The organism is Paracoccus sanguinis (assembly GCF_900106665.1).
Classification (GTDB): Bacteria; Pseudomonadota; Alphaproteobacteria; order Rhodobacterales; family Rhodobacteraceae; genus Paracoccus; species Paracoccus panacisoli.
Genome location: NZ_FNNA01000007.1, coordinates 19,800 through 43,134 on the forward strand (window position 1 = coordinate 19,800; position 23,335 = coordinate 43,134).

25 protein-coding genes are annotated in these 23,335 nt (G+C 73.5%); 14 read left to right on the forward strand and 11 right to left on the reverse strand.

All coding sequences use genetic code 11. The features are described 5' to 3' along the window. Nucleotides 1-15 precede the first annotated feature (15 nt). Nucleotides 16-1,137: a metallophosphoesterase family protein gene (locus BLW17_RS15185; protein ID WP_197055271.1), complete on the forward strand. Its 1,122-nt coding sequence runs from the start codon at nt 16-18 to the stop codon at nt 1,135-1,137. After that, complete coding sequence (locus BLW17_RS18205; protein WP_036733354.1) at nt 1,134-3,764, forward strand: AAA family ATPase; 2,631 nt, start codon at nt 1,134-1,136, stop codon at nt 3,762-3,764. Before BLW17_RS15185 ends, BLW17_RS18205 begins: the two co-directional genes overlap by 4 nt. Before the next feature lie 9 nt (nt 3,765-3,773). Here BLW17_RS18205 and BLW17_RS15195 read toward each other — a convergent pair whose 3' ends face one another. Beyond that, nucleotides 3,774-4,421 (reverse strand): winged helix-turn-helix transcriptional regulator, encoded by a 648-nt coding sequence (locus BLW17_RS15195; protein WP_052176370.1) that lies wholly within the window; start codon nt 4,419-4,421, stop codon nt 3,774-3,776. Between the two features lie 133 nt (nt 4,422-4,554). Between BLW17_RS15195 and BLW17_RS15200 the strand changes: the two genes are divergently transcribed. The 7 genes from BLW17_RS15200 to BLW17_RS15230 all read left to right on the forward strand — a co-directional run bounded on the left by BLW17_RS15200 (nt 4,555) and on the right by BLW17_RS15230 (nt 11,677). Further along, nucleotides 4,555-5,283 (forward strand): DUF1428 domain-containing protein, encoded by a 729-nt coding sequence (locus BLW17_RS15200; protein ID WP_036733352.1) that lies wholly within the window; start codon nt 4,555-4,557, stop codon nt 5,281-5,283. Continuing rightward, nucleotides 5,283-5,714 (forward strand): VOC family protein, encoded by a 432-nt coding sequence (locus tag BLW17_RS15205; RefSeq protein WP_036699922.1) that lies wholly within the window; start codon nt 5,283-5,285, stop codon nt 5,712-5,714. The genes BLW17_RS15200 and BLW17_RS15205 overlap by 1 nt, the downstream gene beginning before the upstream one ends. A 26-nt stretch (nt 5,715-5,740) precedes the next feature. Next, entirely contained in the window at nt 5,741-6,535 is a 795-nt protein-coding gene (locus BLW17_RS15210) for a VOC family protein (protein ID WP_036733351.1), read from the forward strand. Nucleotides 6,536-6,601: 66 nt separating this feature from the next. Continuing rightward, a complete protein-coding gene (locus BLW17_RS15215; protein WP_052176369.1) occupies nt 6,602-7,276 on the forward strand; it encodes a glutathione S-transferase family protein in 675 nt (224 codons plus the stop codon). Next, nucleotides 7,273-8,115: an alpha/beta fold hydrolase gene (locus tag BLW17_RS15220; RefSeq protein ID WP_052176368.1), complete on the forward strand. Its 843-nt coding sequence runs from the start codon at nt 7,273-7,275 to the stop codon at nt 8,113-8,115. The genes BLW17_RS15215 and BLW17_RS15220 overlap by 4 nt, the downstream gene beginning before the upstream one ends. Before the next feature lie 179 nt (nt 8,116-8,294). After that, on the forward strand, nt 8,295-11,357 hold the full coding sequence (locus BLW17_RS15225; RefSeq protein ID WP_036733349.1) for a valine--tRNA ligase: 3,063 nt from the start codon (nt 8,295-8,297) through the stop codon (nt 11,355-11,357). Beyond that, the gene (locus BLW17_RS15230; protein WP_036699930.1) at nt 11,357-11,677 is read left to right on the forward strand and encodes a DnaJ family domain-containing protein; all 321 of its coding nucleotides are present in this window, start codon (nt 11,357-11,359) and stop codon (nt 11,675-11,677) included. The genes BLW17_RS15225 and BLW17_RS15230 overlap by 1 nt, the downstream gene beginning before the upstream one ends. On the opposite strand, the gene BLW17_RS15235 is transcribed toward BLW17_RS15230, so the two are convergent. Beyond that, complete coding sequence (locus tag BLW17_RS15235) at nt 11,674-12,720, reverse strand: NAD(P)/FAD-dependent oxidoreductase (RefSeq protein ID WP_036733346.1); 1,047 nt, start codon at nt 12,718-12,720, stop codon at nt 11,674-11,676. The genes BLW17_RS15230 and BLW17_RS15235 overlap by 4 nt on opposite strands. A gap of 78 nt (nt 12,721-12,798) precedes the next feature. On the opposite strand from BLW17_RS15235, the gene mnmC2 reads away from it, so the two are divergent. Then, nucleotides 12,799-13,467 carry a tRNA (5-methylaminomethyl-2-thiouridine)(34)-methyltransferase MnmC2 gene (mnmC2, locus tag BLW17_RS15240; RefSeq protein WP_036700009.1) on the forward strand — a complete coding sequence of 223 codons (669 nt, stop codon included), beginning with the start codon at nt 12,799-12,801 and terminating at the stop codon, nt 13,465-13,467. Here the strand turns inward: mnmC2 and BLW17_RS15245 are convergent. Further along, nucleotides 13,464-14,189, reverse strand: coding sequence for a rhomboid family intramembrane serine protease (locus BLW17_RS15245; protein ID WP_036733344.1), 726 nt, complete (start codon nt 14,187-14,189; stop codon nt 13,464-13,466). The genes mnmC2 and BLW17_RS15245 overlap by 4 nt on opposite strands. 136 nt (nt 14,190-14,325) lie before the next feature. Beyond that, nucleotides 14,326-14,733: an META domain-containing protein gene (locus tag BLW17_RS15250; protein ID WP_036733342.1), complete on the reverse strand. Its 408-nt coding sequence runs from the start codon at nt 14,731-14,733 to the stop codon at nt 14,326-14,328. Nucleotides 14,734-14,943: 210 nt separating this feature from the next. Here BLW17_RS15250 and BLW17_RS15255 point away from each other — a divergent pair, with 210 nt between their 5' ends. Then, nucleotides 14,944-16,269 carry a 4-aminobutyrate--2-oxoglutarate transaminase gene (locus tag BLW17_RS15255; protein ID WP_052176367.1) on the forward strand — a complete coding sequence of 442 codons (1,326 nt, stop codon included), beginning with the start codon at nt 14,944-14,946 and terminating at the stop codon, nt 16,267-16,269. Between the two features lie 174 nt (nt 16,270-16,443). Here the strand turns inward: BLW17_RS15255 and BLW17_RS15260 are convergent, their stop codons facing one another. The 5 genes from BLW17_RS15260 to BLW17_RS15280 all read right to left on the reverse strand — a co-directional run bounded on the left by BLW17_RS15260 (nt 16,444) and on the right by BLW17_RS15280 (nt 19,802). Next, nucleotides 16,444-17,241, reverse strand: a complete 798-nt coding sequence (locus BLW17_RS15260; protein ID WP_036733340.1) for an alpha/beta hydrolase — start codon at nt 17,239-17,241, stop codon at nt 16,444-16,446. Next, nucleotides 17,238-18,035: a crotonase/enoyl-CoA hydratase family protein gene (locus BLW17_RS15265; protein WP_036707738.1), complete on the reverse strand. Its 798-nt coding sequence runs from the start codon at nt 18,033-18,035 to the stop codon at nt 17,238-17,240. Before BLW17_RS15265 ends, BLW17_RS15260 begins: the two co-directional genes overlap by 4 nt. A gap of 3 nt (nt 18,036-18,038) precedes the next feature. After that, nucleotides 18,039-18,965 carry an AEC family transporter gene (locus BLW17_RS15270; RefSeq protein WP_036733338.1) on the reverse strand — a complete coding sequence of 309 codons (927 nt, stop codon included), beginning with the start codon at nt 18,963-18,965 and terminating at the stop codon, nt 18,039-18,041. Between the two features lie 73 nt (nt 18,966-19,038). Next, complete coding sequence (locus tag BLW17_RS15275; RefSeq protein ID WP_052176366.1) at nt 19,039-19,299, reverse strand: sulfurtransferase TusA family protein; 261 nt, start codon at nt 19,297-19,299, stop codon at nt 19,039-19,041. After that, nucleotides 19,296-19,802: a DUF2478 domain-containing protein gene (locus BLW17_RS15280; protein ID WP_036699943.1), complete on the reverse strand. Its 507-nt coding sequence runs from the start codon at nt 19,800-19,802 to the stop codon at nt 19,296-19,298. The genes BLW17_RS15275 and BLW17_RS15280 overlap by 4 nt, the downstream gene beginning before the upstream one ends. A 179-nt stretch (nt 19,803-19,981) precedes the next feature. Here BLW17_RS15280 and mobA point away from each other — a divergent pair, with 179 nt between their 5' ends. Both mobA and BLW17_RS15290 read left to right on the forward strand, forming a co-directional pair. Next, complete coding sequence (mobA, locus tag BLW17_RS15285; protein WP_052176371.1) at nt 19,982-20,620, forward strand: molybdenum cofactor guanylyltransferase MobA; 639 nt, start codon at nt 19,982-19,984, stop codon at nt 20,618-20,620. Further along, entirely contained in the window at nt 20,611-21,522 is a 912-nt protein-coding gene (locus BLW17_RS15290) for a DMT family transporter (RefSeq protein ID WP_036733335.1), read from the forward strand. Before mobA ends, BLW17_RS15290 begins: the two co-directional genes overlap by 10 nt. Here the strand turns inward: BLW17_RS15290 and BLW17_RS15295 are convergent. Continuing rightward, nucleotides 21,483-22,070, reverse strand: coding sequence for a glutathione S-transferase family protein (locus BLW17_RS15295; RefSeq protein ID WP_036733332.1), 588 nt, complete (start codon nt 22,068-22,070; stop codon nt 21,483-21,485). The genes BLW17_RS15290 and BLW17_RS15295 overlap by 40 nt on opposite strands. Before the next feature lie 116 nt (nt 22,071-22,186). Here BLW17_RS15295 and BLW17_RS15300 point away from each other — a divergent pair, with 116 nt between their 5' ends. After that, entirely contained in the window at nt 22,187-22,900 is a 714-nt protein-coding gene (locus tag BLW17_RS15300; protein WP_036733329.1) for a helix-turn-helix transcriptional regulator, read from the forward strand. On the opposite strand, the gene BLW17_RS15305 is transcribed toward BLW17_RS15300, so the two are convergent. Beyond that, nucleotides 22,897-23,256 (reverse strand): hypothetical protein, encoded by a 360-nt coding sequence (locus BLW17_RS15305; RefSeq protein ID WP_036733326.1) that lies wholly within the window; start codon nt 23,254-23,256, stop codon nt 22,897-22,899. The two genes, BLW17_RS15300 and BLW17_RS15305, sit on opposite strands and share 4 nt — an antisense overlap. Nucleotides 23,257-23,335: the final 79 nt, after the last annotated feature.

Genomic DNA, 23,335 nt, shown 5'->3' on the forward strand with positions numbered 1-23,335 from the left:
TCGCCCGGCGGAGCCATGATCTATCGTTTCCTGCAAAGCTCGGACCTGCATCTTGGCCGCGCCTTCGGCACCTACCCCGAGGACATCCGCCACCGCCTGCGCGAGGCCCGCCACGCCGCCATCGCCCGGCTGGCCGCCGCGGCGCGCGAGGCGGGCGCGCGCGACGTGCTGCTGGCCGGCGACAGCTTCGACGCCGAGACCCCGGCGCCCGCCACGCTGCGGCAGGCGCTGGGCGCGATGGCGCATGAGGCGGACCTGCGCTGGTATCTGCTGCCCGGCAACCACGACAGCCTCGCCGCGTCCGAGCTGTGGCAGCGGGTGGCGGCGGCCTGCCCCGCGAACGTCACCGTGCTCGACACCCCCGCGCCGGTGGCGCTGGCCGAGGGCGTGTGGCTGCTGCCCGCGCCCGTCACCCAGCGCCGCCCGGGCCGCGACCTGACCGAGGCGATGTCCGCCCCCACCGCCGAAGGCGCGATCCGCATAGGCCTCGGCCACGGGGCGATCGTCGATTTCACCGGCGAAGAGGGCAGCCCCGGCATCATCCCGCCGGACCGGGCGGCGCGCTCGGGCCTCGACTACCTCGCCATCGGGGACTGGCACGGGCAGATGCAGGTCGGCCCCGCGACGTGGTACGCCGGCACGCCCGAGGCCGACGGCTTCAAGCATGCCACCGCGCCCGGCGCGCTGGTGGTGACGCTGGCGGCGGGCGCGCCGCCGCAGGTGACGCCGGTGCCGATCGGGCAGTTCGCGTGGGTGCGCCCCGACCTCGACCTGCTGCCGGGCGAGGATGGCGCGGCGCGGCTGACGGCGCTGCTGCCCGCCGGGGCGCTGCGTCGCAACGCGCTGGTCCGGGTTGCCCCGCGCGGGCGGCTCGCGCTGGCGGAACGCGCGGCGCTCGAGGCCGCGCTGACGGCGCTCGCGCCGGATTTCGGCTGGTTCCAGTCCGATCTCTCGGGCCTTGCCGCCGATGTCGCGCCCGACGACCTCGACCAGATCGAGCGCGGCGGCGCGCTGCGGCGTGCGGCCGAGGCGCTGCTGGCCGAAAGCGCCGACGCGGCGCTGGCGCGGGACGACCGCGACGTGGCGGCGGCGGCGCTCGCCCGGCTCTACGCGCTCGCGCAAGAGGTGCAGCCATGAAGCTGCGCGCCATCGAGCTGACCAACCTGCGCCGCTTTGCCGGCCAGCGGGCCCGGATCGACGGGATCGGCGACGGCATCTCGGTGCTGTCCGAGTGCAACGAATACGGCAAATCCACCTTCTTCGACGGGCTGCGGGCGGTGTTCTTTGAGCCCCACCGCGGGACGCGGGCGGCGATCCGCGGCCTGCAACCCCACGGCGGCGGCGCCCCCGAGGCGGCGGTCGAGATCGACCTGCCCCAGGGCCGGTTCCGCATCGAGAAGCGCTGGCTCTCGCGCCCCACGGCGCAGGTCATGGACGCCTCGGGCCGGATGGTGGCGCGCGACGACGAAGCCGAGGCGTGGATCGACGGGCTGACGCAGGGCGGGCTCGCCGGGCCGAGCGGGCTCTTGTGGGTGCGCCAGGGGCTGCTGGGGATCGAGCCGGACGCCAAAGGCGATGCCGGCGACCCGAAGAGCGGCCTCTCGGTCCGCCGCGACCTGCTGTCCTCGGTCGCGGGCGAGATCGAGCTGATGACTGGCGGGCGGCGGATGGACGCGGTGCTGATCCGGGTCCGCGAGGCGCTGGACCGGCTGGCGACCCGCACGTTGCGCCCGAAATCGGGCGGCCCGTGGGCGCGGGCGGTCGAGGAGGCCGAGGCGCTCGAAGCCGAGCGGGCGGCGCTGGAGGCGAAGGCGCGCGGGCTCGCGGCGCAACTGCAGACCCGCGCGCGGCTCGGGCGCGAGCGCAAGGCCCTGACGGACCCCGAGGCGGACGCCCGCGACACCGCGGCGCTGCGCGCGGCCGAAGCGGCGCTCGAGGCCGCGACCCGCCGCGCCGACGAGATCCGGGCCGCCGACAGCGCCTGCAAGCTGGCCCTGCGCGACGTCGAGAAGGGCCGCAGCGACGCCGAGACCCTGACCGCATTGCGCGACCGGCTGGCCGAGGCCGAGACCCGCGCCACCCGGTCCGCCGCGGTGGTCACGACCGCCGAGGCTACCGCGGGCGACCGTGCCACCGAGGTCGCGCAGGCGACGCGCGCCCAGGACACCGCCGCGGCCGCCGCCAAGGCCGCAACCGCGCGGCTTGAGGCGGCGCAGCGGGCCGCCCACGCGCGCACCGCCCGCGATCTGGCCCAGACGCTCGCCCAGACCCTCGCCCGCGCCGAGGCGCAGCGCAGCGCGCTGGAAGAGCAGCGCGCCCGCCGCAAGGCGCTGGTGGTGACGGACCAGACCCTTTCCGCCGCAGAGACCGCGCAGGCGGCGCTCGACCGCCTCAGGGCGCAGGCCGAGGCGCAGCAGGTGGCGGTGCGGTTCGACTATGACGGCGCCGCGCGGGTGACGCTCGCGGGCCGGCCGCTGGGGCCGGAGGGGGTGCGGCTCACCGGCGCCACGACCTTCGAGCTGCCGGGCATCGGCCGCATGACCGTCGATCCGGGCGCGGCGGGCGAGGGCGCGCTCGCCCCCCGGCTCACCGCGGCCGAAGCGGCGCTCGCCAACGCGCTGGCCGCCTGCGGGGCGCCGGACCTGCGCGGCGCGCAGCGGGCGGCGGACGAGGCCCGGCATCTCGACGGCGCGATCCGCGACGGCGCGGCGGCCTTGGCCGAGAGCGCGCCCGACGGGATCGAGTCGCTGCGCGTCAAGCTCGCGCAGGCGCGCGAGGCAGCGGGCGCGGGCGCCGACGACGCGCCCGACGACCCCGCGCCGCTCGAGGCCGCGCTGGCCGCCGCCCGCGCGGATGAGGCCGCGGCGGCGCAGGCGCTGGCCGCGGCGACCGCCCGGCAGGGGCAGGCGCGCGAGGATCTCGCCTCGGCCAAGGCCGCGGCGGTGGCGGCGCAGGATGCGCTCGGCCGCGTCCGGGCTGAGGCCGGCGACGCGGTGACGCTGGCCGCGCGGCTGCTGACGCTCGGCACGGCGCAACCGGCGCTCGAGGCGTCGCTCGCCGACGCCGAGGCGCGGCGCGCCGCGCTGGCCGCCGATGCCCCCGACGAGGCCACCGCGCGGGCCGAGGTCGCGCGGCTCGGCTCGGTCCTCGCCGGCCGGGCGCAAGAGCGCACCCGGCTCGACCGCGAACTGGCCGAGGTCAACGGCTCGATCGGCGCGCTGGCCGATCAGGGCATCGAGGAGGCGCTGGACGAGATCACCGGCCGCGCCGCCGAGGCCGCCGCCCGCGCCGCGCGCTACGAACGCGAGGTGGGCGCGCTCGACCGGCTGCGCCGCGCGCTCGAGGACGCCCGCACGGCGGCGCGCGAGCAGTATCTGCGCCCGGTCATGGACGAGCTGCGGCCGCTGCTGGACATCCTGCACCCCGGCGCCGAACTCGGCTTCGACGACACCAGCCTCTTGCCCGCGACGCTGACCCGCGCCGGGCAGGACGAGGCGCTGGACATCCTGTCGGGCGGCACGCGCGAGCAACTGGCGGTCCTGACCCGGCTGGCCTTTGCGCGGCTGTTCCTGCGGCGCGGCCAGCCGGTGCCGGTGGTGCTGGACGATGCGCTGGTCCACAGCGACGACGACCGGATCGAGGCGATGTTCACGGCGCTGCACCGGGTGGCGCAGGACCAGCAGATCCTCGTTTTCACCTGCCGTCAGCGCGCCTTTGCGCCGCTGGGGGGCCAGCGGCTGCGCGTCGAGGTCACGCCCGCCTGAGGTTAAACGTCAGACCGGCCCAAGCCGGAAGCGGTCCACGAACGCCTGCCCCCGCGCGGGGTCGCCGGTGAACCGCAGCGTCCCCGCGGCGATCTGCGCGGCGAGCGGCTGGGGGCCATAGATCATCGCAGCCATGAGGTTCGGCGGCGCCTCGAACTGCATCTCGCCGGCGGGCAAGAGGGCGCGCACCGTCTCGATCCGTTCGCCGTCGGTGGTGACGAGGAAGCTCTCGTCCTCCATCCCGAACCCCGCCGCGATCACGCCGGGGGCAGGGCGCAGCATGGTCTGCATCGACAGCATCAGCGCCACCGGGCTGATCGGCAGCCGCGGGTCGTGGCCGGGCACGGTGACGGCCCAGCGGCAGAGCTCGCGCAGGATCGGCCACAGGCCCAGGCCCTGCGGCGTCAGCTGGTAGACCGGGACCGCCGCGGGCGGCGGCAGGGTGGTGTGGGTCAGCACCCCCGCGGCCTCGAGGTCGGCGAGCCTGCGGGTCAGCATGTTGGTGGCGATCCCCGGCAGCCGCGCCTTGATCGCGCCGAAGCGGCGCGGCCCGAGCATCAGCTCGCGCACGATCAGCAGCGCCCAGCGGTCGCCGATCAGGTCGAGCGCGTGGGCGGCGAGGCACCCCTCGCCATAGGATTTGCGGGTTTCCGCCAACAGGGCCTCCGTGTCAGTTTCATAACTAAAGTTTTCGGTTGCAAAATGCAAGTATCCTGCCACGCTGTGTCCAGCGGGGCTGCGGCGTGATGCCGGTCAGCTACCGACAGGACAAGCACAAGGGAGAGTCGCGATGTCTTACCACACGGGTTCGGTCGCCGCCGTGCCGACCGCCAACCGCGAGGCCTACCGCGCCCACGCCGCCCGGGCCTGGCCGCATTTCCAGCGCCGCGGCGCGCTGCGCATGGTCGAGACCTGGGGCGAGGACGTGCCGGACGGCACGCGCACCGACTTTCGCCGCGCGGTTCAGGCCACGCCCGACGAGACGGTGGTGTTCTCGTGGATCGAATGGCCCGACCGCGCCACCTGCGACGCCGCCTGGGGCGACATGATGGCCGACGAATCGATGGGCGCCGAGATGGGCGAGATGCCCTTCGACGGGCACCGGATGTTCTGGGGCGGGTTCTCGACCGTGCTGGACGAGGGCGAGACGCGCCCCGGCGCCTGGGTGCAGGGCTTCGTCCTCGCCGTGCCCGAGGCCAACCGCGACGCCTTCGCGGCGCTGGCCCGCGCCTCGTGGGAGGGGTTCCGCGCCCGCGGCGCGCTGCGCCAGGCCGAGCTGTGGGGCGAGGACGTGCCGCACGGCAAGACCACCGACTTCTATCGCGCCACCCAGGCCGAGGCGGGCGAAGTGCCGGTCTTCGCCTGGATCGAGTGGCCCGACCGCGCGACCTGCGACGCCGCCGCCCGCGCGATGCAGGCGGACGCGGGCGGCCAGCCGATGCCCGAGATGCCGTTCGACGGGAAGCGGATGTTCTGGGGCGGCTTCGCGCCGCTGTTCGATTCGCGTGAGGGACGGTGATGTTCGTCCCCTACCTCATGTTTCCCGGCCACGCCGCTCAAGCCTTCGCAGCCTATGCCGAGATCTTCGGCGGGACGCTCGAAACCAGCCGCTTTTCGGACATTCCGCCCGGCGCGGGTGCACCGGAGCTGCCGGCCGAGCAGAGGGACTGGCTGATGCACGCGCGGCTCGAGGCCGCGGATGGTGGCGTTCTGATGGGGTCGGACGCGCCGCCGCAGTTCGCCGACCCGACAGAGCCCGACGGTCAGCGGCAATCGGGCGTGTCTGTTGCCGTATCACGCCCCGACCCAGCGTCGGCGCGCATATTGTTCGACCGCCTGGCCGCCGGTGGCGACGTGACGATGCCGTTTGGCGAGACGTTCTTCGCCAAGGGCTTCGGCATGTGCCGCGACCGTTTCGGCACACACTGGATGATCAGCGCAGCCGACTGATCGCAACCGACCGAAAGGAGACGACCGTGAGCGGATTTCAGGGCAATCCCTGCTGGTACGAGCTCGGCACGACCGATCCCGCGGCGGCGGGGCGGTTCTATGCCGACGTGCTGGGCTGGGCTGTGAGCGATTCGGGGATGGAGGGGATGGTCTACCTCCTCGCCCGCGCGGGCGAGGAGATGGTCGCCGGGCTGACCTCGAACGCGGGTCAGGCCGGGGCGCCGCCGCCGAACTGGCTGACCTATTTCGCCGCCGACGACTGCGACGCGACCGCGGCGGCGGCCGAGGCGGCGGACGGCCGCGTGCTCGTCGCGCCCGCCGACATCCCCGGCACCGGCCGCTTCGCCGTGGTCGCGGACCCGCAGGGGGCGGTGTTCGGCCTGCTCGAGCCCGACATGCGCCGCATGACCGAGGCCGAGCGCAAAAAGGCGCTGACGACCGGCGCCTTCGATCCCGCAAAGACCGGCCACGGGGCCTGGAACGAGTTGATGAGTTCCGACCCCGCCGCGGCCGAGGGGTTCTATGCCGGGCTCTTCGGCTGGACGAAGGCCCGGACGCTCGACATGGGCGAGGCGGGCACCTACCGGATCCTCAGCCACAAGGGCCGCGACATCGGCGCGGTGATGGGGATGGGCAACGCCCCGGTGCCGGCGTGGCTGCCCTATTTCGGCGCCGACCCCGTACGCGCCGCGATGGCGCGGATCGAGGCCGCGGGCGGCACGGTCCACCACGGCCCGCACGAGGTGCCGGGCGGGATGCACATCGCCGTCGCCACCGACCCGCAGGGGGCGTGGTTCGCGGTCGTCGGGCCGCTCGACTGACCGGCGGCCGCGGCTGCCCCCCTTCAGACTTCCTGCCAGACGACGCCATAGGCGCGAGGAGGCGCGATGCTGACCATCACCACCTTTGACTGGGTGCCCGAGATGCCGCGCGGCTATGTCCGCGACATCCGTCCCCGCTGGGCCTGCGAAGAGGCGGGGCTGCCCTACCGCATCGCCACGGTGCCCTCGACCGACAAGAGCGCGGCGCATCTGGCGATCCAGCCCTTTCACCAGGTGCCGGTGCTGCAGGACGACGACCGCACGATCTTCGAATCGGGCGCGATGACCCTCTATCTGGGTGAGAAATCGCCGGTCCTGATGCCCGCCGACGAGGACGGGCGGATCGAGGTGCTGCAATGGGCCTTTGCCGCGCTGAACTCGATCGAGCCGCCGGTCACCGGCTGGGCCGTCGCCCGGTTCTTCCACCGCGACGAGGCCAGCGCCGCCCGGTGGGAGGAGTGGATGACCCAGCGCCTCGCGCAGCTCGACGCGGTGCTCTCGACCCGCGCGTTCATCGCCGCGGGGCGGTTCACCGCCGCCGACATCCTGATGACCGAGGCCGTGCGGATGGCGGGTGACGAGGGGAAGCTCGCCCCCCATCCCGCCCTGACCGACTATGTCGCGCGGATGACGGCGCGGCCGGCGTTCCGCAAGGCGCTGGCCGACCAGCTCGCCCATTTCGCCGCCGCGAAGGCGCCCACCAACGCGCCTGCCGGGGCGCAGGACAAGGTGCCGTCATGAAACCCGCCCTCTTCGCCGCCCTTCTGCTCGCCGCGCCCGCCGCGGCTGAGACGGTCGCCGTGAACGGCCACGAGGTCTGGTACGAGGTCCACGGCGACCTCGGCTCCGGCAGGACCCCGGTGCTGGTGCTGCACGGCGGCATGATGACCATCGAGTCGAGCTTCGGCGCGCTGATCCCCGGCCTCGCGCAGGACCGCCCGGTGATCGGCGTCGAGCAGCAGGGCCACGGCCACACCTCCGACTACGACGGCCCGATGAGCTTCGCCGCGATGCGCGACGACACGCTGGCGGTGCTGGACGCGCTGAAGGTGCCGCGCGCCCATGTCGTGGGCTTCTCGATGGGCGGGATGCTGGGGCTGGACCTCGCCATGAGCGCGCCCGAGCGGGTCGCCTCGCTCACCGCGATCTCGGCCAGCCACCAGCCCGAGGGGTTCCTGCCCGAACTGGTGCGGATGAACCGCGAGCCGGGCTTCACCCCGCCGCCCGAGGTCGCGGCGCTGCTGCCGACGCCGGCCGACTTCGCCGCCATGTCGGCGGACCTGGCCGCCAAGAACCCCGGCGGCGCGGCGGCGGTGGCGCGGACGATGACGGAAACGGCCGCCTTCATCGGCTCGGACTGGGGGGCGCCCGACGCGCGGCTGGCGGCGGTGACGGCGCCCACGCTGATCCTGATCGGCGACCGCGACTTCATCCGGCCCGAGTTCGCCGTCCACATGGCCCGCACCCTGCCCGGCGCGTGGCTCGGCATCCTGCCCGACACCACGCACCTGACCATCCTCGCCCGCCCCGAGCTGCCCGGCCTGATCGCCGCACGGATCGCGGCGGCCGAGGCGCCCTGACGCCCCCCCGTCGCCGCCCCCGTCGCGGCTTGGCGTTTCCCGCCCCAGCGGCTAATCCGGTCGGCGACCGAAAGGATGCCGACCGATGACCATGGACAAGAGTTTCGACGCCCCCGTCGCGGCTTGGCGTTTCCCGCCCCAGCGGCTAATCCGGTCGGCGACCGAAAGGATGCCGACCGATGACCATGGACAAGAGTTTCGACGCCCCCGCCGCCGAGGCGCGCATCGCCGCCGAGTGGGAACGCTCCAACGCCTTTGCCGCAGGCGCCAACGCCCGGCCGGGGGCCCCGGCGTTCTCGGTCGTCATCCCGCCGCCGAACGTCACCGGCAGCCTGCACATCGGCCACGCGCTGAACAACACGCTGCAGGACATCCTTGTCCGCTGGCACCGGATGCGCGGCTTCGACGTGCTGTGGCAGCCCGGACAGGACCACGCCGGCATCGCCACCCAGATGGTGGTTGAGCGCCGGATGGCCGAGCGCGGCGAGCCGAACCGGCGCGAGATCGGCCGCGAGGCCTTCACCCGCGCGATCTGGGACTGGAAGGCCGAGTCGGGCGGCACGATCATCGGGCAGTTGAAGCGGCTCGGCGCCTCGCTCGACTGGTCGCGCAACGCCTTCACCATGTCCGGCGCCCCCGGCGCGCCCGCGGGCGAAGAGGGGAACTTCCACGACGCGGTGATCCGCGTGTTCGTGGCGCTCTACGACAAGGGGATCATCTACCGCGGCAAGCGGCTGGTGAACTGGGACCCGCATTTCGAGACCGCGATTTCCGATCTCGAGGTCGAGAACCGCGAGGTGGACGGGCAGATGTGGCACTTCCGCTATCCGCTCGCGGGCGGCGAGACCTACGAATACGTGGAGCGCGACGCCGACGGGAACGTGACCCTGCGCGAGACGCGCGACTACATCTCGATCGCCACGACCCGGCCCGAGACGATGCTGGGCGACGGCGCGGTGGCCGTACACCCCTCGGACGCGCGCTATGCGCCGATCGTGGGCAAGCTCTGCGAGATCCCGGTGGGGCCCAAGGAACACCGCCGGCTCATCCCGATCATCACCGACGACTATCCCGACCCCAGCTTCGGCTCGGGCGCGGTGAAGATCACCGGGGCGCATGACTTCAACGACTACGGCGTGGCGCAGCGCAACGGCATCCCGCTTTACGCGCTGATGGACGGCAAGGGGGCGATGCGCGACGACGGGCTGTCCTATGCCGACAGCGCCGCCATCGCCACCCGCGCCGCCCGCGGCGAGGACGTGGGCGACGTGACCGAGGTGAACCTCGTCCCCGAGCATCTGCGTGGCCTCGACCGCTACGCGGCACGCAAGCTGGTGGTGGACGAGATCAACGCCGAGGGGCTGGCCGTCACCGACGCCGAGGGCGCGCCCTACGTCGAGCAGAAGAAGATCATGCAGCCCTTCGGCGACCGCTCGGGCGTGGTGATCGAGCCGATGCTGACCGACCAGTGGTTCGTGGACACCGCCCGGATCGTGCAGCCCGCCATCGATGCGGTCCGCGACGGGCGCACCCGGATCATCCCCGAGCAGCATGAGAAGGTCTATTTCCACTGGCTCGAGAACATCGAGCCGTGGACGATCAGCCGCCAGCTCTGGTGGGGGCACCAGATCCCGGTGTGGTATGGCCTCAGCCTCGGCGCCGAGACCTATCACGACGACGAGGGCGACAGCGCCATCGACCCGTCCGAGATGTTCCGCCTGCTGAACGAGGACCGGCTGGTGCGCCCGGGCGAGGTCCAGCACTGCGCCGCGAGCTTCGCCGAGGTCGCGCCGCGCTTCGACGACGTGCTGGCCGGGCTGCCCGCCCCGCTGCACGGCGCGCGGGTGATCGAGGTCGCCGACCGCGCGGCGGCGGTCCACGCCTTCGCGCTGGGCTTGGGCGAATACGAGATCGACCGCGACCCGACCCGGCTGGTCTATCCAGTCTGGCGCGACCCCGACGTGCTCGACACGTGGTTCTCGTCCGGCCTCTGGCCCATCGGGACGCTCGGATGGCCCGCCGACACGCCCGAGCTGCGCCGCTATTTCCCCACCGACACGCTCATCACCGGGTTCGACATCATCTTCTTCTGGGTCGCCCGGATGATGATGATGCAGCTCGAGCTGACCGGCGAGGTGCCGTTCCGCACCGTCTATGTCCACGGGCTGGTGCGCGACGAAAAGGGCGCCAAGATGTCCAAGTCCAAGGGCAACGTGATCGACCCCTTGACGCTGATCGACGATTACGGCGCCGACGCGCTGCGCTTCACGCTGACCTCGATGGCGGCGATGGGCCGCGATCCGAAGCTGGGTCCGAAGCACGTCGAGGCGAACCGCAACTTCGTCACCAAGATCTGGAACGCCACCCGCTTTGCTGAGATGAACGGCGTCTTCGCCGCCCCCCGCGCGGGCACGCCCACCCCCCGGCACACCGTCAACCGCTGGATCATGGGCGAGACGGCGCGCGCCCGCCTCGCCTTTGACGAGGCGCTGGCCGCCTATCGCTTCAACGACGCGGCGCAGGGGCTTTACGCCTTCGTCTGGGGCAAGCTCTGCGACTGGTATGTCGAGTTCGCCAAGCCCCTGTTCGATGGCGACCACGCCGCGGAAACCCGCGCCACGATGGCCTGGGTCATCGACCAGGCGGTGACGCTGCTGCACCCGGTGATGCCTTTCGTCACCGAGGACATCTGGGCCCTGACCGGCACCCGCGACCGGATGCTCGTGCACGGCGACTGGCCCGAGTATGGGGCCGAGCTGATCGACGCCGAGGCCGACCGGCAGATGAACTGGGTGATCGGGCTGATCGAGGCGCTGCGCTCGGCCCGGGCACAGATGGGGGTGCCGGCGGGCGCCAAGCTCGACCTGATCGTGACCGAGGCCGATGCCGCGGCCCGCGCTGCGCTTTCCGCCAACGCCCCGCTGATCGAGCGGCTGGCGCGGGTGAACCCGGCCCGCGACGGCGCGCCCGGCCGCGGGATGATCGCGGTCGCGGCACCCGGCGCGTCCTTCGCCCTGCCCATCGGCGAGGTGATCGACGCCGCCGCCGAGACCGCGCGCCTCAGGAAGGCCGCCGAGAAGGCCGCGAAGGACGCGGGCGGGCTGCGCGGCCGGCTCGGCAACCCGAAGTTCGTCGAGAACGCCGACCCCGAGGTGATCGAGGAGACGCGCGCCAAGCTCGCCGATCTGGACGAGGAGATCGCCCGCCTCAACGCCGCCGTCGCGCAGCTCTCCGCCTTCTGATGCACTGGTTCGAGCGGATCGCCCAGCGGGCCATCGACAAGGCGGCGGCCGAGGGCAAGCTGTCGGGTCTGGCCGGCGAGGGGCGGCCGCTCGACCCCGAGCGGCTGCGCGAAAGCGCCGACGACGTGCTGCACCGGATGATGGCCGACGGCGGCTTCCTGCCGCCCGAGGTGACGCTCGCCCGCGAGATCGAGGCGCAGCGGGCGGTGCTGGACCAGATCGAGGACGAGGCCGAGCGCCGCGCGCTGCAACGCCGGATCGCGCTGATGGAACTCAAGCGCAACGTCGCCGCCGACGCCCGCCGCCGGGCGATGCGCTAGGCGGGGCGCTCATCTGGGTGGAACCCGGCGGGGATGCGGTCCGCGCCGGTCAGCAGCAGGTCAGCCAGCATCCCGGCCACCGGCGGGGCCATCGCGAAGCCGATCTTGAACCCGCCGTTGGCGATGAAATGCCCCGGCCGCCCCGGCCACGCGCCCACCAGCGGCGCGCGCGAGAGGGCGCGCGGCCGCACCCCCGCCCAGCGGTCGATCACCTCGGCCCCTGCCAGCGCCGGGCAGATCGCCACCGCCCTGGCGATCAGCGCATCAAGCTGCGCGTCGGGGCCGGGGGTCACCGCGTCCCGCTCGCTCGTCGAGCCGATGGCCACGGTGCCGTCGGCGTGGGGCACGATGTGCAGCCCGTCCGCGAAGACCTGCGGCGCGTCGGGCGCGGCGAAGCCCAGCAGCGCCGACTGGCCCTTGACACCGTTTCCCATCGCCCGCCCCAGATCGGCCGAGAGGTCCGCCAGCCCCGGCGCGCCCGTGGCCCAGATCACCGGCCCGCCGCCTGCATCCAGCCGGTCGGGGTGCTGCGCGCCCGCGCCCTCGACGATCTCTCCGCCCGCCGCCCGGATTGCCGCCGCCAGCGCCGCCAGCGCCCGGCGCGGCGCGATCCGCGCGGTGATGTCGTCGGCCAGCCATCCGGTCGCGCTGTCCGGGACCAGCGGCCCCCGCGGCGCGGCCTCGCGCCACATCGCGAACCCGCGCCACCGCGCCCTGGCCGCGGCGATGCGGTCGTCCAGCGCCGGCCCCTCGACCAGCGGTTGCAGCCGCCCGGTGCGGCCGTAACCCGGATCGACCCCGCCCGCGGCGGCGACCTCGGCCCACCAGCCCTCAGCGGCCACCAGCGCGTCGCGCTGCAGCGCCTTCTTGTCGTTCCACGGCTCGGGCACATGCGGCGCGAGCGCCCCCACCGTGCCGCCCGAGGAGCCCGCGCCGAGCCGGTCGGCCTCGATCAGCCGCACCCGCGCGCCGCGGCGCGCCAGTTCCCACGCGCAGGCCAAGCCGAAGATCCCGCCGCCGACCACTGTGATCCCGCTTGCCACCGCCGCGCGTCCCCGCCAATGCCACCCAAGGCGGCAGGAGTAGCGCGAATGACCCCCAGCGAGCAATCGGGCGACCAGATGGGCGGGGCGTCGGGCGAGGAATCTGGCCTCGACTGGCGGGCGACCGGGGCGGGCGAGATTCCCGTCTCGCGCCGCTTCGACGACCCGTTCTTCAGCCTTGCCGGGGGGCTGGACGAGACGCGGCACGTGTTCCTTTCGGGCAACGACCTGCCCGCCCGGCTGGTGCCCGGCTTCCACGTCGCCGAGACGGGGTTCGGCACCGGGCTGAACCTGCTCGCGCTGGCCGAGGTGGCGCGCGTCCCGGTCCGCTTCACCAGCTTCGAGGCCTTTCCGCTGAGCGCGGCCGACCTGTCCCGCGCCCACGCCGCCTTTCCCGCCCTCGCGCCGCTCTCGGCCGAGCTGCAGGCGGGCTGGGGGCAGCCCACCTTCACCGTGGGATCGGTGACGGCGACGGTGATCGTGGGCGACGCGCGCGAGACGCTGGCGGCGTGGGACGGGCGGGCGGATGCGTGGTTCCTCGACGGATTCTCACCGGCCCGGAACCCCGAGCTGTGGGGCCCCGACCTGATGGCGCAGGTCGCGCGCCACACCGCTCCCGGCGGCAGCTTCGCCACCTACACCGCCGCGGGTCACGTCCGCCGCGCGCTCTCCGAGGCCGGGTTCGCGGTCAGTCGCGCGCCGGGCTTCGCCGGCAAGCGCCACATGAGCCGCGGCGTGCTGGCCTAGCGGCGCACCTGCGGGATGCGCGTCGGCGCGTAGTCGAGCGGCAGGTGCGGGGGCCGCCCCCGCGTGACCGCCCAGAAGACGGTGCCGCCGCGGCGGAAGAACAGCGGCAGCGTCAGCACGAGGCCCGCGGCGAAGCCCCCGGCGTGGGCCCAATAGGCCACCCCGGCCTCGCCCCCGTGCATGGCGTAGCCCGAGAACACCTGCACCCCGAACCAGACCGCCAGCATCACCCAGGCGGGGATGGTGAACACCTTGATCAGGATGATGATGATCGCCACCACGTCCACCTTGGCCTTGGGGAAGAGCAGCAGATACCCTCCCATCACCCCGGCGATGGCGCCCGAGGCGCCGACCATCGGGATGCCTTCGGACGGGTCGGCGGCGATCTGGAACCCCGCCGCCGCCAGCCCGCAGGCGAGGTAGAAGGCGAGGAACCCGAAATGCCCCATCTGGTCCTCGAGGTTGTCGCCGAAGATCCACAGGAACAGCATGTTGCCCGCGATGTGCAGCAGCCCCGCGTGCAGGAACATGTGGGTGACGAGGCCCCACAGATGCGCGCCGTTGGTGACGGCGACGGGGTAGAGGGCCAGATCCTCCCACAGCCCCTCCATCCCGCCGCCCCATGGCATGGTGAGCAGGAACATCACCACGTTGACGAAGATCAGCCCGATGGTGACGTACGGCGTCGTCTCGGAGGGGTTGTGGTCGCGGATCGGGAACATGAGGGGCCTTGGGCTGACGGGTGCAGGGCGAACGCGGGCGGGGCGGCAAGGTTGCAGTCCGGTGCCCGCCCGGCGTGATCCGGCACCGGCGCGCGGCTGGCGTCAAGGCCGGGGCCGCGGTCCCGGCCTGACGAGGTCAGGGCGCAGGCGCGGGCCCGAGGCGGACGACGGGCCGCCCGGCCGCGGTCAGGTCGAGCTGCCCGCCCGGCTGCGGGGCCGCGCCATCCACCCGACCGAGGGCCGCGTGCAGCAGGGCGTCGAACTCCATCGCCGCGGGGGCGCAGGCCATCAGCGTGGCGCCCAACGGGCCGATGCGGACCGGCGGCGTGATCTGGCCGGGACCGAAGAACCCGTTGCAGGCGCCGGTGCCGCTCACTCGGCCGCCCGGCTCGAACCGGATCACCGGCAAGGTGCCCTGCGGCGGCCGCGCCTCGCCCACCGACAGCACTCGCCAGGCTTCGGGGCCGCCCGGCACGGCGGGGCCGGTCGGCGCGCAGGCGGCGAGCAGCGGCAGGATCAGGACAGGCAGAACGGGCAGTCGCATGGCGGCGCCTTGGCTGGGACACGGGGTGCGGCCATGCTGCCCTGACCCCGTGCGCAGGTAAAGCGGCCCCCCATGCCGCCCTGCCGGGCGTTCCGTTGGCACGGTGCGTCAGAACGCCGGGGGCGGGGCGATTGTCCCCCCTCGGCGGGGCGGCTAGATTGCGCCCCGGCGCCCGTTCCGGGGCGCGCGAGCCGCGAGGGGGACCGCCAGATGACCACGATGACCGACCGCAAGAACGCCGCCATCTCGCGCGGCGTGGGGATGACCACCCAGATCTACGCCGACCGCGCCGAGAACGCGGAAATCTGGGACAAGGACGGCAAGCGCTACATCGACTTCGCTGCCGGCATCGCGGTCGTGAACACGGGCCACCGCCACCCCAAGGTGATCCAGGCCGTCAAGGACCAGCTCGACCGCTTCACCCACACCTGCCACCAGGTCGTGCCGTATGAGAACTACGTGGCGCTGGCCGAGCGGCTGAACCGGCTCGTGCCCGGCGATTTCGAGAAGAAGACCATCTTCGCCACCACCGGCGCCGAGGCGGTCGAGAACGCCGTCAAGATCGCCCGCTATGCCACCGGGCGCAGCGCCATCGTGGCCTTCACCGGCGCCTTCCACGGCCGCACCTTCATGGGCATGACGCTGACCGGCAAGGTCCAGCCCTACAAGGCCGGCTTCGGGGCGATGATGCCCGACGTCTATCACCTGCCGTTCCCGAACGACCTCCACGGGGTCAGCCAGGACGACGCGCTCGCGGCGCTCGACAAGCTCTTCAAGGCCGACGTGGACCCCAGGCGCGTCGCCGCGATCATCGTCGAGCCGGTGCAGGGCGAGGGCGGGTTCTACCCGGTCCCCGCCGGCTTCATGCAGAAGCTGCGGGCGCTCTGCGACGAGCACGGGATGCTGCTGATCGCCGATGAGGTGCAGACCGGCTTCGCCCGCACCGGCAAGCTGTTCGCGATGGAGCATCACGGCGTCGCCGCCGACATCACCACCATGGCCAAGGGGCTGGGCGGCGGCCTGCCGATCTCGGCCGTCACCGGCCGCGCCGAGGTGATGGACGCGCCGAACCCCGGGGGCCTGGGCGGCACCTACGCCGGCAACCCGCTGGGCGTGGCCGCGGCCCACGCCGTCCTCGACGTGATCGAGGAGGAGGGCCTGTCCGAGCGCGCCGAGCGGCTGGGCCAGCGCCTCAAGCAGCGGCTCGCCAGCCTGCGCGACGACGTGCCCGAGATCATCGACATCCGCGGCCCCGGCCTGATGAACGCGGTCGAGTTCAACGTCGCGGGCACCGACACGCCCTCGCCCGAGTTCACCAACAAGGTGCGGGAAGAGGCGCTGACGCGCGGCCTGATCCTGCTGACCTGCGGCGTCTACGGCAACGTGATCCGCTTCCTGCCGCCGCTGACGGTGCCGGATGCGGTGTTCGACGAGGCGCTGGGGCTGCTCGAGGACTCGATCCGCGCCGCCCGCGGGCCGGGGGCGCATCAGGCGGCGGAGGACGGCGATCTGGCGCCGGGCCAGCAGGAGTCCTGAGACAAGCCGGGGGCTTCGCGCCCCCGGACCCCCGCGGGATATTTGGGTCCAGCCCGAGGGGGGCTTGTCCGATCCGCGCAGGGATCGGCCACTCAGGCGGTCTCAAATATCCTCGGGGGGAGCGCGGAACGCGCGCAGGGGGCAGACAGCCCCCTCCGGCGCTCGCGCCGGTTCCTAGAGCGCCCCAACCAGCGCCTCGGTCAGCGGCGCATCGGCCTGCGTAAGCCCGGCGATCACGTCCATGTGGTGCCGGCCCGGTTCCACCGTCAGCCGCGTCGCGCGCGGCATCCCGGCCCAAGCGTCGGCGATGAGGCGGGACTGGCGCAGGAACACCGGGCGCTCGTCGGCGCCGACCCAGACGTGCAGATCGACATGGGCCGCGGGCAGGTGGAAGAGCGGGCTTTCCGCCGCCGCGGTCGCGTCGTCCAGCCCGAGGTCGCCCGCCATCGCCGTGCGCTGCAACGGGCGCAGGTCGAAAAGGCCCGAGATTGGCAGGCAGCGCGCCACCCGGCTGAGCGACCTGAGCGGGGTGTCGTCGCAGATCATTCGCGCGGCCAAATGCCCACCCGCCGAGTGTCCGCTCAGCGTGATCGGCCCCGCCACCCGCTCGGCGGCAGCGTCGATCTGGCCCGCCACGGCGTCGCGCATCTGCCGCAGGCTGGCGGCGGGCGCGAGCGGATAGCCGGGCAGCAGCACCGCCCAGCCCCGCGCCAGCGCGCCGCCCGCGTGGTGCGAGAACCAGCGGGGCCCGAAGCGCAGCCAGTAGCCGCCGTGGATGAACACGGCGAGGCCCCTGGGCGTGCCGGCGGGAAGGTAGAGCTCGCCGCGCCCCACTGTCTCGGGCGGGTGTGCGGCGCGGAAGGCCTCGGCCTCGCCTTCCCACCGGGGGGCGAAGTCCTCGCCGCCGGGGATGTGGGCGACGTTGGCATAGGCGTCGTCCCAGTCCGTGATCTGCTCGACCCGGTCGCTCATTCCGGCTTCACCTTCGCCGCGGTGCCCTTGGCGAAGGCCTCGAGCCGGGCCTTCGCGGCCTCCTGCGTGTTGACCACGCCGGCGACGACCGCCTCGGCATAGGCCGCGTCCAGCGCGCTCATGTTCTGCATGTGGCTGATGGCCGAACAGATGGCGAAGTTCGACAAGGGCGGGTTCTGCGCCGCCGCGCGGGCGATCTCGTAGGCCTTGGCCTCGGAGTCGGGCACCAGATACTGCGCCAGGCCCACGTCCACCGCCTCTTGCCCGCGGTAGAGGCGGCCGGACAGCATCATGTCGATCATCCGCGCCTTGCCGATCAGGTCGGCGACCCGGATCGTCGCCCCGCCGCCGGTGAAGAGGCCGCGCTGCCCCTCGGGCAGGCCGAAATAGGTGGTCTCGTCGGCGACCCGGATATGGGCCGCCGAGGCGAGCTCCAGCCCGCCGCCCACCACCGCGCCTTTCAGCGCCGCGATCACCGGCACGCCGCCGTACTCCATCTTGTTGAACGCCTCGTGCCAGCGCAGGCAGACGTGCATGAAGTCGGCGGCCGAGCGGTCCGCGTGGTAGTGCTCGACCAGGTCCAGCCCGGCGCTGAAATGCGTGCCCTCGCCGCGCAGCACGCAGGCGCGCACGCCGGCGCGGGGCAGGGTGGCGAAGACCTCGATCAGCTCGTCGATGGTGGCCGCGTCCAGCGCGTTGCGCTTGGCGGGGCGGTTCAGCGTGACGGTGGCGATGCCGTCCTCGTCCACGTCCAGCACCACGTTCTCGAGCGAGAGTTGCGAGATCTTCTTCATGGATCAGCCTTTCGGGATCAGGTGGATGACAAGGGGAAGGGTCGCCACGCTGAGCGCGGTCGAGATCAGGATCGCCGCCGACACCCGTTCCTCGGCGATGCCGAAGTGGTGGGCGAGGATGTAGACGTTGCCCGCCACCGGCAGGGCCGCGGCGGCGACCATGACGCCGGCCGCGACCGGGTCGACGGCGAACGCCAGCGCCGCGAGGCCGACGGCCAGCGGGTGCAGGACCAGCTTGACCCCGCTCAGCGCCAGCGCCGGGCCGACGCGCCGGGCCGGGCGCAGCGCCAGCGAGGCGCCGATGGCGAAGAGCGCGCCGGGGGTGGCGGCGGCGCCCAGCAGCGACAGGAACTCGGCCGCGGGCGCGGGCAGCGGCAGGTCGAGCCCCGCCCAGGCGAGGCCGGCGAGCATCGCCACGATCATCGGGTTGGCGACGATCCCGCGCAGCACCGGCCTGAGCGTCGAGGGGCCGATGCGCCCGTGCCGCACGGCCGCGATGATCAGGGTGATGAGGGTGGAAAACACCAGCATGTCCAGCGTCAGCACCATCAGCACCGGGCCGATGGCGACCTCGCCCAGGATCACCACCAGCATCGGCACGCCCAGGAAGCCGGTGTTCCCGATCATCCCGGTGTGGGCCAGCATCGCCGCCTCGGCCGCCCCGCTGCCGCGGCTGCGGGCGACGGCGAAGACCACCGCCCAGACGGCCAGCGACCCGGCGAGATAGGCCAGCACGAAGCGCAGGTCGAAAAGCGCGCCGAGGTCGAGGCGCGCGGCAAAGCCGAACAGCATCGCCGACAGCGCGAAGTAGAAGACGAAGTTGGTCAGCGCCGCGGTCGCCTCGGCCGAAAAGAGCCGCAGCCGCCCGGCCAGCCAGCCGGTGCCGATCAGCGCAAAGAACGGCAGCGTCTTGAGAAAGATCGCCAGCATGGGCGTCCCCCCCTAGATCCGCCTCCCGCCGGGGACAGAACCACTCTGCGCGCGCGGGCGCAAGGTCGGGGTCTCAGCCGCGTTGCACCAGATAGCGCCGCGCCCCGCAGGAGAGCGGCGTGGTGCTGAGCAACTGATGCCCGCCCTCGGCGCAGAAATGCGGCACGTCCAGCACCGCCGCGGGGTCGGTCGCCACGAGCGCCACGCGGGCGCCGGGGGGCAGCGGCAGCAGCGCCTTGCGCAGCCGCAGGACCGGCAGGGGGCAGAGCAGGTGGCGGGCGTCGATCTCGGCCACTGCGTCCGTGGCGGTGGCGGCCTCGTCGGGGGCGCTCATGCGGCGGCCGGGCGCTTTCCGCGGGCCCAGTCGGTCGCGCCGTCCCAGTCGAGGCGCACGGCCATGCCGTCGGCAAACTCGAGGAACGCGGGCAAATAGGCGGGCGGCACCGCGGTCAGGACCGGCACGCCCTCGGACAGTGCCAGCCCGATCAGGTCGCGGAAGCCGCGGCCCGAGGCCTCCTGCTTGCCGAACTTGTTGATGATCAGCAGGTCGGTCGTCCGGGTCAGCCGCGCCGCCACCATCGCCACCGCCCGTTCAAGCGCGTCGCTGTCCAGCCGGCAGCCGTGCGAGCCGCGCCCCAGCGACTGCGAGATCCGCAGCGGCGCGCTCGAGGCGCCGAGGATCGTCAGCTCGACGTCGCACTCGTGGCGGTGGCGGGGGTCGAGGTTCGCCTGCACCGCCCCGGCCAGCCGGAATCCGTCCGCCATCAGCGACATGGCGATCTCGGCCATGCGCGCGTTGGGGTCCCCGCGGTCCTCGTGGATCACATAGCCGAGCATGGGACCACCCTAGCGGCTCGCCCCCGCCGGCGTAAAGGACAGCATTGCCGCAGCCGACCGCCGCAGGGGATCGGCCGCAGCGGCGCACAACCGGCGAGCGAGCGCGGGGCGCCTACCGGAGGGGGGCGCCGAGGGCGGGGCGCTTGCGGCGGGCTTGGGCGCAACGCATGGTGCCGCTCATGCGCCCGACCTCTACCCCTGCCCACCCCGACGCCGCGCCCGACCGGGGCGCGCCGGTCGGCGTCGTGCTGGCGGGGGGGCGCGCGCAGCGGATGGGGGGCGGCGACAAGCCGCTGCTCGATCTCGGCGGGCGGCCGATTCTCGCCCATGTCCTCGCCCGGCTGGGCTGCGCGCAGGCGATCAGCGCGAACGGAGACCCTGCGCGCCTCGCCGCCTTCGGCCTGCCGATCCTTCCCGATTCGCTGCCCGACTTTCCCGGCCCGCTCGCCGGCGTCCTCGCCGCGCTCGACTGGGCGGCGGCTCAGGGGCACGCCCGGGTCGTCACCGCGGCCGGGGACACGCCGTTCTTCCCCCCGGACCTCGCCGCCCGGCTCGCCGCCGATCCGGCGCCCGTGGCGCTCGCCACCCACGACGGGCGCGACCACCCCGCCTTCGCCGCCTGGGACACCTCCCTGCGCGCGCCCCTGCGCGACGCGCTGATGCAGGGCGAGCGGCGGATGCGCAGCGTGATGGAGGCGCTCGGCGCCGCCCGCGTCGCCTTTGCGGGCGCGGCCCCCTTCTTCAACATCAACACCCCCGAGGACCTGGCCGAGGCCCGCCGCCGCCTCGCCGTGGGTGAGGAGACCGCATGGACCTGAAGTCCGTCCTCATGGGCCTCGCCTTCGCGGCGATCTGGGCCTCGGCCTTCACCGCGACGCGGATCGTCGTGGTCGAGATGCCGCCGCTCTTCGCGCTGGTGGTACGCTTCGCCATCTCGGCGGTGATCGCGCTCGGGCTCGCCCGGGCGATGGGCCAGTCGCTGCGGCTGACGCGGGACGAGGCGCGGACGGTGGTGATCTTCGGCCTCTGCCAGAACGCCCTCTACCTCGGGCTGAACTGGATGGCGATGCAGCGGGTCGAGGCGTCCGCCGCCGCGATCATCGCCTCGATGATGCCGCTGCTGGTGGCGTTCTTCGGCTGGGCCGCGGGGCGCGAGCCGCTGCGCCCGCAGGCGGCCCTCGGCCTGCTGCTGGGGGTGACGGGCGTCGTCGTCATCATGAGCGTGCGGCTGCGCCACGGGCTCGACCTCGTGGGGGTCGCCATGTGCCTTGTGGCGGTGGTGGCGCTGACCGTCGCCACGCTGGTCGTGCGCGGCACCGGCGGCGGGTCGAACTTGATGGCCATCGTCGGCTGGCAGATGGCGGTCGGCGCGGTGGCGCTGGCCCTTCCCTCGTTGCTGCTCGAATGGGGCGAGCCGGTGCGGTGGACGCCGCGGCTGGTGGGGGCGCTGGCGTTCTCGATCTTCATTCCCGGGATTCTCGCCACCTTCATCTGGTTTCGGCTGGTCACCCGGATCGGGGCGGTGCGGGCGGCGGCGTTCCATTTCCTGTCGCCGCCGCTGGGGGTCACGATCGCGGCGCTCGCGCTGGGCGAGCGCTTCGGCTGGTCGGACGTGATCGGCTCGCTCATCGTCGCGGCCGGCATCCTGATGGTGCAGCTGGCGCGGGTGACGCCCGCCGCTCAGCGCTCGCCCACCGCGCGGACCGACGGGCGGTCCTGACAGCGCGCCGCCCAGTCGCGGATCGCCGGGGTCGCGGGCAGCCGGTCGCCGAACCACGCGAACGGCGCCGCGCAGAGCAGGTCGGCGGCGCTGAAGCCGGCGCCCAGCAGATAGGGCTGGCGGCTGAGAACCTCATCAAGCCGCCGGATCGCGGTGTCGAAGTCGCGCAGGCTGGCGGCGATCGCCGGGTGGTCGATGCCGGCCCAGTGCAGGATCGCCAGCGGCTCGAACACGCCCTGATACCAGAAGAGCCACGACAGCAACGCGCCGCGCTGCGGGTCGCCGACCGGGCGGCCGATCCCCTCGGCCGGGAAGCGGTCGGCGAGATAGAGGATGATCGCCCCGCGCTCGCGCACATGGTCGGTGCCGTCGGTCAGATAGGGCACCTTGCCCTCGGGGTGGGGATTGGCCGGATCACGGCCGCCGGTGCCGTCCTGGCGCGGGATGGTGACCTCGCGCACCGTCACTTGGTCGGTGATGCCGAGTTCGTGGAGGAGCTGCACGACCGAGGTCGAGCGCGAGTTCGGGGCGTGGTAGAGGGTGAGCATCGGGGCCTCTTGAGGTTGGTTCGCCCCGTCATCGCACGGGGCTGCTGACAGGATCGGGCAGCAGCCCGCCGGGCGGGCGGCTTGCGCGGCGCCGTCCGCTCACCGAAGGTCGCGGCATGGCCCGCTCGGACCGCCTGATGCGCCTGATGGACGCGCTGCGCCGCCTGCCGGCGCCGGTCACCGCGCAGCGGCTGGCCGCGGAAACCGGCGTCTCGCTGCGCCAGCTTTACCGCGACATCGCCAGCCTGCGCGCCGGCGGGGCGCTGATCGACGGTGCGGCGGGGGTGGGCTATCGCCTGACCGAGGACCCGGCCTTGCCGCCGCAGAGCTTCGACCGGCTCGAGATCGAGGCGCTGCGGCTGGCGGTGGCGCAGTTGCCGCGGCTGGGCGACCCGGCGCTGACGCGGGCGGGCGAGGATGCGCTGGCGCGGATCATCGCCACCCTGCCCGAGCGGCAGGCGCAGATGGCGCTGCACGCGGTGGCCCGCGTCTGGACCCCGGCGCCGAACGAGCTTGTGCCGCCGCATCTCGACCTCGGCGCGATCCGGCAGGCGTGCTGGGACGAGACCAGCCTCGTGATCCGCTACCGTGACCTGAACGACGCGGTGACCGAGCGCGAGGTCTGGCCGCTGGGGATCAGCCACGCCGACCGCTCGCTCATGCTGCTGGCGCATTGCCGGCTGCGGATGGATTTCCGCATCTTCCACATCCCGCGGATCGAGCGCCTGTCCCCAGGCGGCACCAGCTTTCGCCCGCGCCGGGTGGCGCTGCTGCGCGACTACGTGGCCCAGCGGATGTGTGAGCGGCGCGGTGAGGGGTCGGGGGCCTAAAGCTCGCCCTTTAGACACATCGCATAGACGGTGCGCGCGGCCACCTGCGCGTTGTCGATGCGCGGGTCGAGGTCGAGCGAATAGGCGATCCGCAGCAGCGTCGTGGCCATCCCGCCCAGCAGGTTGGCGACGTGCTGGCGGTCGGCGCGGCTGCCGGACTGGTTGCTCGCCGCCTCGCCGATGCCGGCGGCGATGTAGCGGGCGGCCTGGCGCTGGGTGGCGCCGCCCTCGCGCTGGGTGACGGCGATGTGCATCAGGTCGCCCGCGACCTCGCACACGTCCTCTTCGGTCACCTGGGCGGTGGCCGGGGTGGCGAGGGCGAGCGCCAGCGCGAGACAGAGGGAAAAGCGGGGCATCGGTCACCTTCAAGGTGGCGCACCGGGCAGGGGCCGCGGCCTCACGTTTCCGTGAAGAGTGGGGCGGCCCGCCGATTCG

What these genes read in the sequence shown, in the direction of transcription:
- BLW17_RS15260 (WP_036733340.1), bottom strand. Translation starts at nt 17,241, where the DNA reads ATGAGCGACCGGGTCGAGCAGATCACGGACTGGGACGACGCCTATGCC.
- mnmC2 (WP_036700009.1), top strand. Translation starts at nt 12,799, where the DNA reads ATGGGCGGGGCGTCGGGCGAGGAATCTGGCCTCGACTGGCGGGCGACC.
- BLW17_RS15225 (WP_036733349.1), top strand. Translation starts at nt 8,295, where the DNA reads ATGACCATGGACAAGAGTTTCGACGCCCCCGCCGCCGAGGCGCGCATC.
- BLW17_RS15215 (WP_052176369.1), top strand. Translation starts at nt 6,602, where the DNA reads ATGCTGACCATCACCACCTTTGACTGGGTGCCCGAGATGCCGCGCGGC.
- BLW17_RS15255 (WP_052176367.1), top strand. Translation starts at nt 14,944, where the DNA reads ATGACCACGATGACCGACCGCAAGAACGCCGCCATCTCGCGCGGCGTG.
- BLW17_RS18205 (WP_036733354.1), top strand. Translation starts at nt 1,134, where the DNA reads ATGAAGCTGCGCGCCATCGAGCTGACCAACCTGCGCCGCTTTGCCGGC.
- BLW17_RS15245 (WP_036733344.1), bottom strand. Translation starts at nt 14,189, where the DNA reads ATGTTCCCGATCCGCGACCACAACCCCTCCGAGACGACGCCGTACGTC.
- BLW17_RS15185 (WP_197055271.1), top strand. Translation starts at nt 16, where the DNA reads ATGATCTATCGTTTCCTGCAAAGCTCGGACCTGCATCTTGGCCGCGCC.
- BLW17_RS15270 (WP_036733338.1), bottom strand. Translation starts at nt 18,965, where the DNA reads ATGCTGGCGATCTTTCTCAAGACGCTGCCGTTCTTTGCGCTGATCGGC.
- BLW17_RS15290 (WP_036733335.1), top strand. Translation starts at nt 20,611, where the DNA reads ATGGACCTGAAGTCCGTCCTCATGGGCCTCGCCTTCGCGGCGATCTGG.
- BLW17_RS15280 (WP_036699943.1), bottom strand. Translation starts at nt 19,802, where the DNA reads ATGCTCGGCTATGTGATCCACGAGGACCGCGGGGACCCCAACGCGCGC.
- BLW17_RS15200 (WP_036733352.1), top strand. Translation starts at nt 4,555, where the DNA reads ATGTCTTACCACACGGGTTCGGTCGCCGCCGTGCCGACCGCCAACCGC.
- BLW17_RS15305 (WP_036733326.1), bottom strand. Translation starts at nt 23,256, where the DNA reads ATGCCCCGCTTTTCCCTCTGTCTCGCGCTGGCGCTCGCCCTCGCCACC.
- BLW17_RS15220 (WP_052176368.1), top strand. Translation starts at nt 7,273, where the DNA reads ATGAAACCCGCCCTCTTCGCCGCCCTTCTGCTCGCCGCGCCCGCCGCG.
- BLW17_RS15295 (WP_036733332.1), bottom strand. Translation starts at nt 22,070, where the DNA reads ATGCTCACCCTCTACCACGCCCCGAACTCGCGCTCGACCTCGGTCGTG.
- BLW17_RS15275 (WP_052176366.1), bottom strand. Translation starts at nt 19,299, where the DNA reads ATGAGCGCCCCCGACGAGGCCGCCACCGCCACGGACGCAGTGGCCGAG.
- BLW17_RS15230 (WP_036699930.1), top strand. Translation starts at nt 11,357, where the DNA reads ATGCACTGGTTCGAGCGGATCGCCCAGCGGGCCATCGACAAGGCGGCG.
- BLW17_RS15250 (WP_036733342.1), bottom strand. Translation starts at nt 14,733, where the DNA reads ATGCGACTGCCCGTTCTGCCTGTCCTGATCCTGCCGCTGCTCGCCGCC.
- mobA (WP_052176371.1), top strand. Translation starts at nt 19,982, where the DNA reads ATGCGCCCGACCTCTACCCCTGCCCACCCCGACGCCGCGCCCGACCGG.
- BLW17_RS15205 (WP_036699922.1), top strand. Translation starts at nt 5,283, where the DNA reads ATGTTCGTCCCCTACCTCATGTTTCCCGGCCACGCCGCTCAAGCCTTC.
- BLW17_RS15300 (WP_036733329.1), top strand. Translation starts at nt 22,187, where the DNA reads ATGGCCCGCTCGGACCGCCTGATGCGCCTGATGGACGCGCTGCGCCGC.
- BLW17_RS15265 (WP_036707738.1), bottom strand. Translation starts at nt 18,035, where the DNA reads ATGAAGAAGATCTCGCAACTCTCGCTCGAGAACGTGGTGCTGGACGTG.